General features: G+C 43.4%; 15 protein-coding genes. 3 read left to right on the top strand and 12 right to left on the bottom strand.

Annotation, left to right across the window (positions count from 1 at the left end; all coding sequences use genetic code 11):
• Positions 1-77 precede the first annotated feature (77 nt).
• The 6 genes from L0991_06930 to L0991_06905 form a co-directional block, all read right to left on the bottom strand.
• Complete coding sequence (locus tag L0991_06930; protein ID XGB63799.1) at positions 78-803, bottom strand: metallophosphoesterase; 726 nt, start codon at positions 801-803, stop codon at positions 78-80.
• Positions 804-890: 87 nt separating this feature from the next.
• Positions 891-1,385 carry a YcxB family protein gene (locus L0991_06925; protein ID XGB63798.1) on the bottom strand — a complete coding sequence of 165 codons (495 nt, stop codon included), beginning with the start codon at positions 1,383-1,385 and terminating at the stop codon, positions 891-893.
• Positions 1,386-1,669: 284 nt separating this feature from the next.
• Entirely contained in the window at positions 1,670-2,767 is a 1,098-nt protein-coding gene (locus L0991_06920) for a nickel/cobalt transporter (protein XGB63797.1), read from the bottom strand.
• Between the two features lie 102 nt (positions 2,768-2,869).
• A complete protein-coding gene (locus L0991_06915; GenBank protein XGB63796.1) occupies positions 2,870-3,592 on the bottom strand; it encodes a DUF1007 family protein in 723 nt (240 codons plus the stop codon).
• Positions 3,593-3,887: 295 nt separating this feature from the next.
• Positions 3,888-4,886 (bottom strand): hypothetical protein, encoded by a 999-nt coding sequence (locus tag L0991_06910; GenBank protein XGB63795.1) that lies wholly within the window; start codon positions 4,884-4,886, stop codon positions 3,888-3,890.
• A gap of 239 nt (positions 4,887-5,125) precedes the next feature.
• Positions 5,126-5,623, bottom strand: coding sequence for a heme-binding protein (locus L0991_06905; protein XGB63794.1), 498 nt, complete (start codon positions 5,621-5,623; stop codon positions 5,126-5,128).
• 214 nt (positions 5,624-5,837) lie between these two features.
• Here L0991_06905 and L0991_06900 point away from each other — a divergent pair, with 214 nt between their 5' ends.
• The 3 genes from L0991_06900 to L0991_06890 all read left to right on the top strand — a co-directional run bounded on the left by L0991_06900 (position 5,838) and on the right by L0991_06890 (position 9,233).
• Positions 5,838-6,512 (top strand): response regulator transcription factor, encoded by a 675-nt coding sequence (locus L0991_06900; GenBank protein ID XGB63793.1) that lies wholly within the window; start codon positions 5,838-5,840, stop codon positions 6,510-6,512.
• Positions 6,496-7,899 carry a HAMP domain-containing histidine kinase gene (locus tag L0991_06895; protein ID XGB63792.1) on the top strand — a complete coding sequence of 468 codons (1,404 nt, stop codon included), beginning with the start codon at positions 6,496-6,498 and terminating at the stop codon, positions 7,897-7,899. Before L0991_06900 ends, L0991_06895 begins: the two co-directional genes overlap by 17 nt.
• A gap of 242 nt (positions 7,900-8,141) precedes the next feature.
• Positions 8,142-9,233 carry a transporter substrate-binding domain-containing protein gene (locus L0991_06890; protein XGB63791.1) on the top strand — a complete coding sequence of 364 codons (1,092 nt, stop codon included), beginning with the start codon at positions 8,142-8,144 and terminating at the stop codon, positions 9,231-9,233.
• Between the two features lie 28 nt (positions 9,234-9,261).
• Here L0991_06890 and L0991_06885 read toward each other — a convergent pair whose 3' ends face one another.
• The 6 genes from L0991_06885 to L0991_06860 form a co-directional block, all read right to left on the bottom strand.
• Positions 9,262-9,477, bottom strand: coding sequence for a hypothetical protein (locus L0991_06885; protein ID XGB63790.1), 216 nt, complete (start codon positions 9,475-9,477; stop codon positions 9,262-9,264).
• 292 nt (positions 9,478-9,769) lie between these two features.
• Entirely contained in the window at positions 9,770-10,579 is an 810-nt protein-coding gene (locus L0991_06880; protein ID XGB63789.1) for a VirK/YbjX family protein, read from the bottom strand.
• A gap of 377 nt (positions 10,580-10,956) precedes the next feature.
• Positions 10,957-11,097, bottom strand: coding sequence for a hypothetical protein (locus L0991_06875; GenBank protein ID XGB63788.1), 141 nt, complete (start codon positions 11,095-11,097; stop codon positions 10,957-10,959).
• Positions 11,098-11,136: 39 nt separating this feature from the next.
• Positions 11,137-11,412, bottom strand: a complete 276-nt coding sequence (locus L0991_06870) for an HU family DNA-binding protein (protein ID XGB63787.1) — start codon at positions 11,410-11,412, stop codon at positions 11,137-11,139.
• Between the two features lie 345 nt (positions 11,413-11,757).
• On the bottom strand, positions 11,758-12,456 hold the full coding sequence (locus L0991_06865; GenBank protein XGB63786.1) for an MFS transporter: 699 nt from the start codon (positions 12,454-12,456) through the stop codon (positions 11,758-11,760).
• A 155-nt stretch (positions 12,457-12,611) separates the two neighbouring features.
• Positions 12,612-13,856, bottom strand: a complete 1,245-nt coding sequence (locus tag L0991_06860; protein ID XGB63785.1) for an NADH:flavin oxidoreductase/NADH oxidase family protein — start codon at positions 13,854-13,856, stop codon at positions 12,612-12,614.
• Positions 13,857-13,902: the final 46 nt, after the last annotated feature.

The raw sequence follows: 13,902 nt of genomic DNA, 5'->3' as shown, positions 1-13,902 counted from the left end.
CTAAGGGAGTATGGGGAAGGCGATAAAGAAAAACCTGCCATGCTCGGCAGGTTTTTTGTTTCAGCACCAGTTCTGTTTTAAAGGTAGAGTGCTTGGTATTCAATAGAGTTCGAAGAAAGTGAGATCTTACTCAATCCAATCTTTTCACTACGATTATATTCGTCGATAGAGTGGTCAAACCCGTAGGCTGTTGAAGGCGCCATATATTGAGTAATATCTTGTCGGGTCACTGTTATTCGATCATGCCCATGACCGCAAATGACTTCACGCACGCCATATTTTTGAAGTACCTTCATTACAATAAAATCGTTCTCCAGGCGAATTGCTTGCATCCAATCGGCACCGACGGGAATCACAGGGTGGTGAACAACAACGATAGGGTTGTCGGCTTTTCTCAGCTGTTTCTTTAATTGGGCGATGCCTCGATTATCGATACGCCCTGAACCGAGTGGGTGAACTCTGTTTTTAGGTTTGAAACTCGAATCGAGAAATAGAAATTCGCGCTCACAAACGGTGGCTTTATCGGTGACAAGAATCGCCGAGCCTTTTAGTTCTTCACGCATTAAGCAAGAGTCATCATGGTTGCCTGCAATCGCGTAAATCGACTTACCACTTACGTGTTGCTTAATGAATGCTTCCAATCCAACGTAGTCGCCAGGTTTTGGATTACAACAAATATCACCGGTTATGAAAATCGTATCGCAGTTTGGATCGCTATCGGCAAACTCCAACGCTTTACGCAAGTTGTTATAGCTGGCGTCATCAGAAAGGTGGCAATCGCTGATTTGGTAAACGGTGTTCATTGATGTAATCCGATTAAGAACATGAAGTTGATTGATGACAATATAGGTAACAAAAATGCCCACCAAATTGGCAGGCACTGATAGGGATTAGCTAGCTTTTGATGCTTTGTGCTGCTCAACCATAAAACTAATTGCATCGTCACTTAAGCATGACTTACTCACGTATTGGCGCTGCTTGCCAATATGAATGATAAAGCCAAGGTCAGTCTGCTCAAGCTCGTCGATCTGGCTCCACTTTATCGTGTTGGTGGTCTTATAGTTTTTGTAACTTACGCCGTCTAAATCACCTTGGAAAACTACTTTGCTACCAGCTCCTGAACTGATTCTTTGTCGCCACAACCACCAGGTTCGTTTGCAATACACGCTGAACGCTTCAATGACACTCAATACAATGAAGAACCAGCCAACGTAGCCGCTTGGTAATAGTTCAAATTCAAGTAGAACCCAACCAAAAAGAAGGAACAAAAACGCCTTTAAATACGCTTTAGGGAATTGAGTTGGTACGCTCGTTTGATCATAACACTCAGCAAAGAAAGCTTTGTCGAGGGTGTACTCTGTGGTGAAACCGGAATCTTTAGACATGTATGGCTACTTTAAGGTTCTCTGTAAATGGACTGTCAGTGGGCAGGTGTCCCACGCTGCGATTTCGCAACTTAATTATTGTATCGCTTCTCACTGCTTTTATTTAGAAATTTTGGCTCTGTTTTGTAAATCGATGATACTGGTAAGTCGTATTTAAGTTATTAGTAATGCAACGGTTGAATAAGGTGCATGCCAGTAAAGTACAAAAGGACTCTTGTTGAGAGTCCTTTAGTCTGTGGGGATGTTATGAGGCCTCTGGTAATTTTAGAGTGCATGTCTATCAATTACATAGTAAACACTGGCGACATGCCGCGGCCTTGCCCACTCATTAGCAATAAGCCAATCAAGACAAGTAAAACACCGCCAAACAGTTGTAAATAATGACCTGCGACTTTCAGTGACGCACTGTTATTTTTGTTACCTGCTGCCAAATAGCGTTTTACCAAGTTCTTACCCGTTAGTGTCATGATTGCAATCGTCGAGGTCGTGAACGCGGTACCTATCGCCATCGCAAAGGCACTGACAACGCCCATCCAATATAAGCCAACCATGTTTGCGAAAAGCAGAACCATAATCGCACCTGTACATGGCCTTACGCCAATCGTAACGATGATTCCTGCATATTCGCGAAGTGTTGAAGCTTTATTTATAGCGTCCGCATCGGCAACATGCTGGTGGCCGCATCCACAGTCTGCATGAGAATGATCTGCGTGAGCGTGTTCTGCAGGTTGTAATGCGTTTGATGGGGTCAACATCATTGAACCAGCTGGTACTGATGAGCGAAGCGTCATTGGTGGTTGGACTGAAATTGGAGAAGACGTATCGGCAGCTAATGTGGTGATCGCTTTTACTTTCAACTTTGGTTTGCGGATTGAGCGGTAGATGTTTCTAAGTGCTTTCCAGCAGATCAACGCACCAATCACCGCGACTAAAGCAAAGCTTAATGAAACAAACATGTTTGCTTTGTCGTTCACCATTCGCATAGAAGCGCTAAAGCCCCATAGCAAGACACTTACTAATAGGATCGCGACCAATGCTTGTAAAAATGCAGAGACGATAGTCAGAACTAAGCTGGCTTTTGCTTTTGTTGGGTGAGTAGCTAAGTAGGTCGAAACGATGACCTTGCCGTGTCCCGGGCCTAATGAGTGAAGCATGCCGTAGATAAAGCTGAACCCGATAAGGTAGCTGCCCGCACCCCAAGGGTTGGACTTCGCCTCGTAGAGGAGGTCAGCAAGCTCTGAATTAACTTCTCTTTGCCATTGAATGCTGGATATGACTAGTGATGGCCACATAACCCACAGCTGGTACGCACCTACTGCAACAAGTACTAAGGCTGCAGTGCCCATAAGGTAGTACTTTGTTTTTAATTGATTTTTCTGCATTAAAAGCACCTTTATCAGAAATCTTTTTCTCGATGATTAGATTGATTTAACGAGCGCAGACGCTTAATGGTCGAAACGCCTAATCGTAAAAAAACGCCTTGGTTAAGCACCAGGAACCGCTGCACAATGAAGCTCGACCGACTGAGTGAATAGCTGGCCTAACGTGTTGTCTGGATCGGCATCGGCTGGTAACGACATCGCATAACTCATTTGCTCAGGCGTTGGGTTCGGCTCGATAATTTCTAACTTACATTGCCTTGCGAGTTCTGGAGACAACGTCACGTCTTCATTAGCGATCCACGACATATCGACAAAGTAGCTCGGGTCAAAAATCAGCATACGTAAGGAGTCACGTGTTACAGGCTTAGGTTTTGAAAGAGGTAGATCGAATGTGAGTACCATTTTGGCTTTGTCACGCTTGAACTTCGCATGTTCAGCAACCTGATATTTAATTGGCTCCTCGCCATCGTAGAAATAGGTGAAGTAGTGTTCGTACATCATGTTTTCGATCACTGAGGCCGCAAGGTTCTTGAACGTCTCTTCCTCTTTATCTGGAGAAACGTCTTCACCATCCAGCATATACATAGAGGTCATGGCGTCAAAAGACCACTCCATAGAGAGGCCGGTAATCATGCCATTCTCACCCTCAATATGAGTTTTCATTTCGATCCAAGAGTGGGGGTGTGCTTGTAGGTTCGGAGCAAAAGTCAGTATTGCTAACCAAAGTGTTAAATGCTTAACAGAGCGTAATTGCGTTGAGAAACGACATAGATATCGTGAGGAGAGGCAGCTGAGCACCTTGGTTAGATTAAATAGCTGTTTCATGAGACATAATAGTTAATTGATGTAATGTTATATTATAACAACTGGTGGTGCTGTTCACATCAAATTTGTGTCATGTTTTAGCTTTCTTCCTTTAGTCTCCGTATCCAGAGTTCGAAGATTATAGCTTTGCTTAGATTTTGTCTTGCGGCGTGAACACGGATCATCGATATAGCAAATGAGCAAAGTTAGCACTTTGGACAAGTCATGTTTGTAGTGATCAACGAAATGAGGGCCTCAAGCTCGCGAGGCCTTCATTTGGTGAGAGACGCTGAATCTAGATACTCAACAGCAATCGTTACTTAAGTACCACAAATTGCTTGTGGTTAGCTCCAAATTTACATGGCACCGCTTGGTTTGCTCTGACTACCGCACCTTTGAGCTCGCTAAGAGTGATATACCCAGCCCCAAAATCACATTGAGCATTCGGTAGCTCGAAGTTACCTCTTTGGCTAGATATCAACAGGCTAGTTTCAGCAAATGCATAGGTTGTGCGTTTTGGTTTGATGCCGCGTAGCTGGAATATAGTGTCTCCGTGGTATTGATTGTAGGCAGTGGTTTGATAGGCATCTTGTTCAACGTCATAATTTAGGTTTAGTCGTTTTGAGTTGGTTGGGCTGCCATATTCACATTCTATTGTTGAGGGAACTGATAGTGTATCGCCCTTTAGATTCCCTAAAACCTCTAAACCATTACCGAAATCACACCTCGCTTGTGGACGTTCAACAGTTACTTGTTCTGACATTATCAGCATATGTGGATTGGAAAAAGAGTAGAGGCCAGATCGATGCTCTATGCCAGTTAGTGTAACTTCTGTCTGGCCATGCCATGCTTCGTACATGGTGCCTCTTAGAGTATGCTCTTTCGTTACGGTACCATCTGTATCAACACCTGACTCTTCAGCAATGATGGTGTTCAAGTAAAAGAAGAATTGAGAGCCGTTTTTTCTCCAAGAGCAGATAGGGCCTTGATTTTCTAAATCGTTAAAGTTCCATCGAGTGGTATTTTCTTCAGGCAGGCGACACCTCATCTTCCCCCCAATATCGTAACCCGCTTCAGCATAGAACTCAGGAAGGTACTCTTTTGTTCTTATGACTGCACCTAAGGTACCTTCATTCACAGCATTAGCGTCGGCTGTGACTAGGTCTACAGGGAGTTTTGCCCCAACCGTGTACACTTCGCCCTGTTGGTTGATGATAGTAACAGAGCCTGTGACCTTGTATTGATGTTTGATGACTTCGACTGCTGGTACCGAACTTGATGCCAAAATAGCTATGACAGAAATTAACTTTCTCATATTGATTCCCTGTTGTTTTGTGAAGGTATTCGCTGAAATTCCTTACTAACAAGGTTGTTCTTTGTTGCATATTGAGGCAATGAGTACCTAATGATAAACGAGTAATAAGTTGGTAATTCTTTACTGAGGGTAAGGTTGCTCTTTGTTAGAAGGTCAAGGTTAACTTGAGATGCTTAGGGCATAGCTAGAAAACGCCTCGCAAGTGCGAGGCGTTCTACGTTGGGCAAGGAGTTCACATTCTAGAAGAATTTCTTAATCGCTTTTTCGGCACATGCGACATCTAAGTGTCCACCTGGAGCACCGCCTACACCAATCGCACCAATCATGGCATTGTTCAGTTGTACCGGAACACCGCCAGCTAAGAACAGCAAGTTGTCATCCATATTTTGTAGTGGTTGCATGATTGGCTTCTCTGCAATGAGCTTCATCAGATTACCTGATGGCTGCTTCATGCTAGCGACCGTAAAAGCTTTCTTGCGTGAGCTATCAAGCGTGTGGATACCAGCGCCATCTGAGCGAAGTTGTGCAATCACATTCCCTGATAAACCGACGACCGTAGCCGACACCTTGTAACCATCAGCCTTGCATTGGCTAACCGCTTCATGAGCAAGCTTGAATGCCGCTTCTGATGAAATTTGAGTGAAAGAGACCGTTTGTGTTTCTGCCGCCATTGCGTTGTGAGAAAGGCTAAGGAAACCAAGAGTTGCTGCTATTACAGTTAGTTTTGTCATTTTCATGTTTACTCCATTAAGACATTCTTTTTCGTATATAGGGTTTCGATGAGTGCTGGTCTGATATTGACAAGTCACTCTTAATCAACAGGTTCATACTAACGAATGCAGGATTACCACTGGCTTTCTAGAACATTACAAAGTTGCAATGTTGGTTATATTCGAGACAGGATGTTGATAAAGTGTATTTAAGGCACAGCGAGGAGATAAATGGACGTTAATGAAAATACTGTTGATCGAAGATGACATTCATATCGCACGATTTTTAGTGAATGGTTTTCAGCAAGAAGGGATAACGGTGACTCACGCAATAGATGGTATTGATGGGGTGCACGAGGCCGTTACTGAAGAGTACGACGTGATCATTCTCGATATCATGTTGCCAAAGAAAGATGGATTTGAAGTGCTTGCTGAGCTAAGAGGGCAGGGCTACTCGACCCCCGTCATCATATTAAGTGCTAAGCATTCGGTAGAAGAACGCGTGCAAGGGTTGCAGTCGGGTGCGGACGATTACTTGGTGAAACCTTTTGCGTTTCCAGAGTTGCTCGCACGTTGCCAAACGTTGGTTCGTAGGGGAAAGCAGCCGTCACCTCAAGCCTTAGAGCTGCATTATGGTCCGCTTAGCTTAGATCTTCTGAAACACACACTACAAAGAGAGCAACAGACGATCACTATCAACCAGCGTGAGTTCATGTTGATGAAGTTACTGCTCGAAAACCCAGAATCTGTGATGTCGAAAACGGCGATTCTTGAGCATGTTTGGGGACATCAGTTTGATCCACAAACCAATGTGGTTGATGTGCTGGTGTGTCGACTGCGCAGCAAAGTCGACAAGGGCTTTTCTAAACCGTTGATTCACACACTTCGAGGGGTTGGTTATGTCCTCAAGTCGTAATATCGAGCAAGCGCTAGCTAAAACGCAGAGACATTTGTTATGTCGTTTTATGTCGACGTTACTACTTTGCTTGTTGCTGGTGGAAATGATCGTTGGGGCCATTTTCTTTTTCGACCTTTACCAAACTGAGAAGAAGATCCTTACGTCAATGTCGACGGAGTATCAACGTATTCTGACTTACGATTCTAGCGAACGTTTGATTCACGTTTTAGAGGCTAACCCCCATCGGTTACGTGAGAACAACATCGCCGCTTACAAGGTTGAAAAGGGTGCTTTATCTGAAAGAACGTTCATCGCGGGAACATCAAACCTATCTCCAGCACAGCCTTTATCTCACTTCCAAATTGATGAAAATCGTTCGTGGTTAGAAAGCTTTATCTTTAGTCCCTATATGTCTTTATCTATTCAAGGAGATCAATACGATTTCTGGTTGGTCTTGGACAACCGATCGAGAGATTATATCGCTTACAATCAATGGTTAATGACCTTGTATGCCTTGCTTGCACTTGTTGCGGTTACTGCGGTGTTTACTCGTAAAATTATTCACAGTGCGATGTCCCCATTGATTACTTTTGGTGATCTGCTCGATAAGCTTAAAAAAGGGCAGTTAGAGCTTCCAAGCCATAGCATTCAGGAAGATGCTGAACCTGAAACACAACAAGGTCTCAACGTTATCAGCTCTAGCGTTCACACCGCTGTTGCCAAGCTCCAGCATGTCACGACAACATTGAATACCACTGTCGATGCGATTGCCCATGATATTCGAACTCCTTTGTCACGTATTACCTTGGCGTCCCAAACTGCATTGCTGAATAATGTCGATGAGCAGGCTATGAAAGATGCATTGGCAGACTGTTCTGAGCATGCGATGCAGGCTAGCAATATGCTTACCGCATTGATGAAGCTTAACGACGAACTAACTGGCAAGCGCACTCCACAGAAGATGTCGACACAGGTGTCGGATGTGGTTAGTAATGTGGTGAGCTGGTATGAAGATGTCGCAGAAGATAAACAAATCGAGCTAGTGGTTGAAGGTAAGCGTGACCTTGTTGTTCAGTCCGACCCAGACAAGCTAACTCAAGTGTTGGTTAACCTTGTAGACAATGCCATTAAGTACACGGAACCAGAGGGGAAAGTGACGGTTCATATAGAGAAAAATGCTTTGGATAAGGTAGAGATTAGCGTTCGAGATACTGGTGTAGGCATAGAGCAGAAATATCTGGACCTGATTTTTGAACGCCTTTACCGAGTCGACAGCAGTCGAAGCAACGTTGAAGGGTATGGTCTCGGGTTATCTCTAGCACTTGCAATGGTTGAGAACTTGGAAGGAAGCTTAACGGTGGAGTCTGAATTAGGAGCAGGAAGTACCTTTACTCTTACACTGTGATGCTTTTGCTTTAAGGTTGCGTTGTATTAACGTTTGATACCGTCATCTCAAGCTTTGAACTTTAGCCCGCTCTTTTGCACATCAAAAGGAGCTTTTCTATAGTTAAGGTAATAACTATTAAAGCTAGGGCAGTATTGAACTCATCATAAAATACCTTCACTTCTGATCTCTCCTGTGCGTTTTCAGTTGATGAGCCTTCGTCTTCGATTCAATTCATCGCTGCCCATTCTGGAGGGCTGCTGATGCAAAATTTCTTCAAATTGGTACTTAGATTTTGTGCCGTTTTCTCTCTCTTAATTCTCCCTTTCTTTAGCTCAATGACTTCATCAGCACCACTTAAAGTTGGCGTTTATCCTTGTCCTCCTTTTGTTATTGGTTCGATGGATAATGAGTGGGATGGCCTCAGTATTGAGCTGTGGGAAAAGATAGCCAAAGATATGGATGTTGAGTTTACGATAGAAAAACATCCACTCGACGAGCTGCTCAACGCCATTGAATCAGAACAGATAGACATAGGGGTGTCTTGTATTTCAATCACTCCAGAGCGAGAGATTTTTGCTGATTTTTCCCATTCGTTTTACGAAACGCACCTTGCTATCGCAGTCAAAAAGAAAGGCTATCTTGAAACTTTACACTCGATATTCTTCAACCCAGCTTTGTGGTTGATCATCGGTGTGGTTGTATTTATCGCAGGTGTCATCGGCGCATTTTTCTATATGCTCGAACACGGTGAAAACCAGAAGCTCTATTCGATGAAAAGCCGAACTGGACGCTGGCTAGAGAGTTTTATCCTTGGTTTACTTTTCATTACTCGAGGCCCATTTAATTACTTTGAATTTAAGAGTTTAACGGGGCGGATTGCTACGGTGTTTATTGGCGTATTCAGTATGCTTTTCATTGCCAGTATTACTGCTGTATTAGCGAGTAAACTTACACTCAGTCAAGGATCTTCTCAGATCAAAGGTATTAATGATCTAGCGAATGTCAAAGTAGGCGCCAAGGTCGCGACTACGTCCTCTCTGCTATTGACCAGCTTTGGTATCAGACATGAGAACTATGTTGATATGCCTAGGCTTTTGGCTGCTTTAGAAGAAGGAGAAGTCGACGCCATTGTAGCCGATGATGTAGTGCTTAAATACATGATTGGGAATGGCAGAATGAGTGGCAAATTTGAAGATTTAGAGGTGTTACCGTATCAGCTAGAGAAACAAAACTACGGTTTTATCATTACAGAAAATAACCCTTACGAAGAAGAGATTAACCGCGCTCTGTTGCAAATTCGAGAGTCTCGTAAGTGGCGTAAAATCTTAGTCGAGTATTTTGCAGACAACTAACCGAGACAGCGATACATAGCGTAAGGTATTAGCTGTTAGTCTGCTCTGATTCCAGCGCTGAGGTTTTGCGTTTTTTGTAATGTTTAACACCTGTCCAAACGACATAAGCGGCTACAAAAACGATCAACGCAGAGCGGAGTAGGATAGGCGCATCATGCTCTAATTGCTTAACATGGGGGGCGATACTGGCAAACAAACGGCTGGTAAAAAGCATCCCCATTACAAACATAACAACTTTATTCATCTGACTCGCCACTCAATTAGATACGTTACACAGAGCACTTTCTTATCGGTTCGCTTATCAAAACGGCCAGGAACGACTCTGCTCGAAATAAAAGCATGCGCTTCTCAAGGCTAACCGTCAACGCGATATCGGTCTAAAGCCAGTAAGCTAAAGTTTCGTTTTTGGAAGTGAGAGTAGTTAGGTGTAGGAACTGTGCTTGATCGAAGCGTTTATAGACTCATACGAATAAGAACCTATAGACGCTTTTCATTGGTAAGAAAACCTTTCGGTTGGCGGTGTTAACCTCAACTCATTAGCTTGCTTTGGCGAGATCAACCGTTAAGGTGATAGGCGCTTGTAAGTGAGGGTTAATAGCGGCTCTGAGATCTTCTTCATATTGGTCTAACCAAGCGTAACGTTGGCGATATAGCTTTCGTTTTTGGCGTTTAAGCGGCTCAAGATCTTTTCTTATTGCGCGCAAAGGCAATACGTAAAAGTACTTGTTGTGCAGCTTTCCGTTGTGCTCTTCCCAAAGCTCATCGTATTTTAGAGTGAAGTTTTTACTTTTCTTTCCGTACCTAAGCAAATTATATGCATGGCTCGCTTCGTTAACTGCATAAATATTTTTAATACCAAGGCTTACCGCCAACAATCGGAGTGTCTCGACTATGAATGATTTAGGTCTCAAACCGTAAATCGCTTTAGTAAATGTACGGCTGAACCCGTTACCATTAGCACCACCTTGAACACCACCGATGTAGATATCATTGTTGAAGACTGAGAATGATAGGGTGTACATCTTATTCAATTGCGAATCGGTCAGTGACAAGGTGAGTTCACCTTCTTTCCTTGAATTACGTTCGAAGCTGAGGTTTAAGAGGTAAGTCAGCCCATCAATTTCTAACTCCATGAGATTAAGTATATCGTTGTATATTCTGATTCGAGCTAGTTTGTTGAAGGTATCTTCAAACCAATCGTAATGTTTTGACAAAATCTCGATTTTTTGTTTTTTATTAAAGCCATTGCATAGATAAGGGGTGACAAACTTCGATAGAAAGTTCGGATGCTTTTTGAATAAGAGCTTTCTCTCATCAGAATCGAAGTTCTCATTCATTTTTTTCATATCTGAGTAGTAAAACAGTGCTCTAATTGTAAATTTAGCTATCGCTCTATATTTACCTTTACTTTTATGGACATTAGCGTCAATTCCCATACGAACTACATTCATAATCACCTCAAAAGAAGAAGCATCCCCCGAACACATTCGCATTGGGTTTTACATTCTATACACTCATAAACATCAAGGCTGCGATGATAATGAAAAGTGAAATTTAGGTATGTATAGGTATGTATGACAATGTAATAGGACCAATTACTTAGTGGGTGGGTTTGTGAAGATCGAAACGGCTAGTTCACTGGTACTTGAGGTTAAACAAAAATGCCACTGCAAAGATGCAGTGGCATTGTTTATCTATCGCTTGTTATCAACGCAGGGCTAAATTAAAGCTCTAACAGTTTGGCCAGTTCACGCTCTTCTAGAAGCTCTTCAATACGTTGTCGAGTTTTAGGTGCTTGGTTTTCTGTTGATTTACCTGCTTTTTTAACGCGACTGCTTTTGGTTTTGTCCTGTGGCGTAGTCATCGTTATTTTCCTTATCGTTCTGCGTTTTAAGGCGCTAGTTTAAAGGTTACACGCCTCTTTTAACGCTTTACCCGCTTTGAATGCTGGTGTTTTAGATGCAGCGATTTGAATTTCTTCACCTGTGCGTGGGTTACGGCCGGTACGAGCTGCGCGAGTGTTTACTTTGAAGCTACCAAATCCAAGGATCGCTACTTCATCACCGTTAGCAAGTGTTGTTGAAATACCTCCTACAAGTGCATTTAGCGCGTTACCCGCTTGTTCTTTTGAAATGTCTGCAGATGTAGCGATGTGTTCAACTAATTGAGATTTGTTCATATTCTTGATTCCTTAGTGAGTAAGGCTGGTGTCTACCTTTGGCACCTAGCTTGAGCGATCTTATCAACACCAAGTACGATATTGTCAGTGATTAGGTAGGGCTTTGTTAAGTAACCAACAAGATCGTTTAGAAAACCACCAATTGACCGTTTGATACAAGTTGTTGATTTTTAGCGTTTTAAATACGAATAGTAGAAGGTCTTTCAGGACATTCTGATTTTGAGGGGTTGGAAGAGTCGTCATCGTGCTAATTATCTGCAACCTGAGTTATTCGTTTTTACTTGGTGATAGATATAGAAAAGCCCAGCGAAACGCTGGGCTTTGGGATAGGCTGCTCGAGCGATATTATTTATTGGTGACGAAAATCTGCTCTGTCTCTAGCGAGGTCATGTCACGAACTTGGCGCCAGATGTAGTAAAAAATACCTAGCATCATAAGCAGGCTTGGAATCGCAATCGCAGGGTAGCTATATAGAGTCAATTTACCGAGCTCTTCATTGAACGCCGCAGTACCCGCAGGGCTAGTAACAATCCAAGTCGCCAGGAAATAGTTCATCGCAGAAGAGAATGCGAACGTGCTAGCGAACATGTAGTTTGATGTCATTAGGCAACGATCAAATTTAGCTTGGTTTCCAAATTGCTTTAAACGCTCTTCAATTAGAGCAATGTTCAACAATGCAGGCGTGAAAATCACTTTTTGGATGAATGGATAGCGAGTAAAAGTAGAGCCGAGTACCGCTAGACCAATTAAGCCAGGGATTAAAGCTTCTTTTAGAGCTAACCAACGCGTGTCTAGCTCAAAGAAACCAATGCCACCAGTTAGTAACACGCTGACAAAGCCAAGTGCTGCGATGAAGTTAAACTTCTTGTTGCGGATTAGTTCCATACCACCGTAAGCAATAGGGAAGGCGAGTGCGACAAGCAGTGCTAAGCCAGTTCCGAGGTGCTCTTCTCCGCTGAACTTCATAAGGATGAATGACGGAAGAAGGACGTTAAATACGACTTCAAAAAGAGGACTCGATTTTTTGTTTTCAGTGTTACTCATAATCTCTAAATACATTGTGTTATGGATTTATTCTCAGGGATTGTTGTTTACCTCGCCTGAGATGTAAAGCCTAAAGGGGTCATGCTATGTAACGACATGTGACACCGACGACATCTTTTAAGGTGTTTTTCACGTATTGCAGGCCAATAAATGCATTATGCGCGACGCTTTTTAAAGGCGTGCCAGCCTGCCGTTAGAAGGGTTTTGACCACGACTCCTAGTGCGCTAAGTTTTGGATCTGCGTCTTTCCCTGCGGCAATTCGCCACATTTGGTGTTCATACCAAACCAACCCGACCATTGCCATTCTATCCAGCGCAGGTTTTCCTGTTGTAGGGACGTCTAATGGCATTCCGTGAGCTGGGTTTGCCATTAATTTATTAGGAAAGTCGGGGTCGACTGCCATTGTTCGAGCAATCCCAACGAAGTCAGTGGCTGATGTCTGCAAAGCGTCATTCATTGCCGGTGCTGTTCTAAAGCCACCAGTTACCACCAGAGGTGTGCTAACTAACTCTCTTACCTTGACCATATAATCTAAGAAATACGCTTCACGCTTAACTGTGCTTGCTTTTACGGGTTCACTTTTGTTCTTAGAACCCATCATCGACGGGCTCTCATAAGTGCCTCCGGATATCTCAATAAGATCGATACCCTCATGGCTGAGTGCTTGAACCACTTGCATCGATTCTTCTTCGGTAAAGCCGCCTTTCATGAAATCTGCGCTGTTAAGCTTGATTCCGACAGGGAAACTTTTTCCAACTTCATTACGAATCGCGCGGTATAGCTCGATCACAAAGCGAAGCCTGTTCTCTAGTGAACCTCCCCATTTATCGTCACGCTGGTTGTGTCTTGAAGATAAAAATTGGCTGATAAGGTAGCCATGTGCACCGTGTATCTGCACTCCAGTAAAGCCGGATTGCTTTGCTAGTTTGGCGCTTAAGGCAAACTTGTTAATGATGTCATGGATTTCAGAGTCGGTTAGCGCTCGCGGTGTATTGAAGCCTTTTTCTAGTCCACGCTCCAGACTAATAGCCGATGGAGCAACAGGTTTTTCACATAAGAACTTCGGGATCTGTTTCCCTGGGTGGTTTAGCTGCATCCAAATCTGCGAGCCATTTTGCTTGCCCGCACTTGCCCATGCTTCAAATTGAGTAAGGTCACTGTGCTCATCTAGAACCACATTGTTGGGTTCGCCGAGAGCGCCTCTATCAACCATTACGTTGCCTGTGATGGACAAACCAATGCCGCCCTGCGCCCAGCGTTGGTACAAGGTAGCTAGCCCTGGTTTAGGATTATGCTGTTTGTCGCCAAGTTGCTCACTCATGGCCGATTTGAATAGGCGATTCTTAATGATTTGACCGTTGGGAAGAGAAAAGGAGTCGCTTAGGCTGATAGAATTCATAATGGGTGGTTGCTGTATTCTTTTGAGTGTTGGTTGTAGGGCTTAG

Source organism: Vibrio chagasii (assembly GCA_041879415.1).
GTDB lineage: Bacteria > Pseudomonadota > Gammaproteobacteria > Enterobacterales > Vibrionaceae > Vibrio.
The sequence above is the reverse complement of the archived record's forward strand: the minus strand, read 5'-3'. Positions and strand labels throughout refer to the sequence as shown.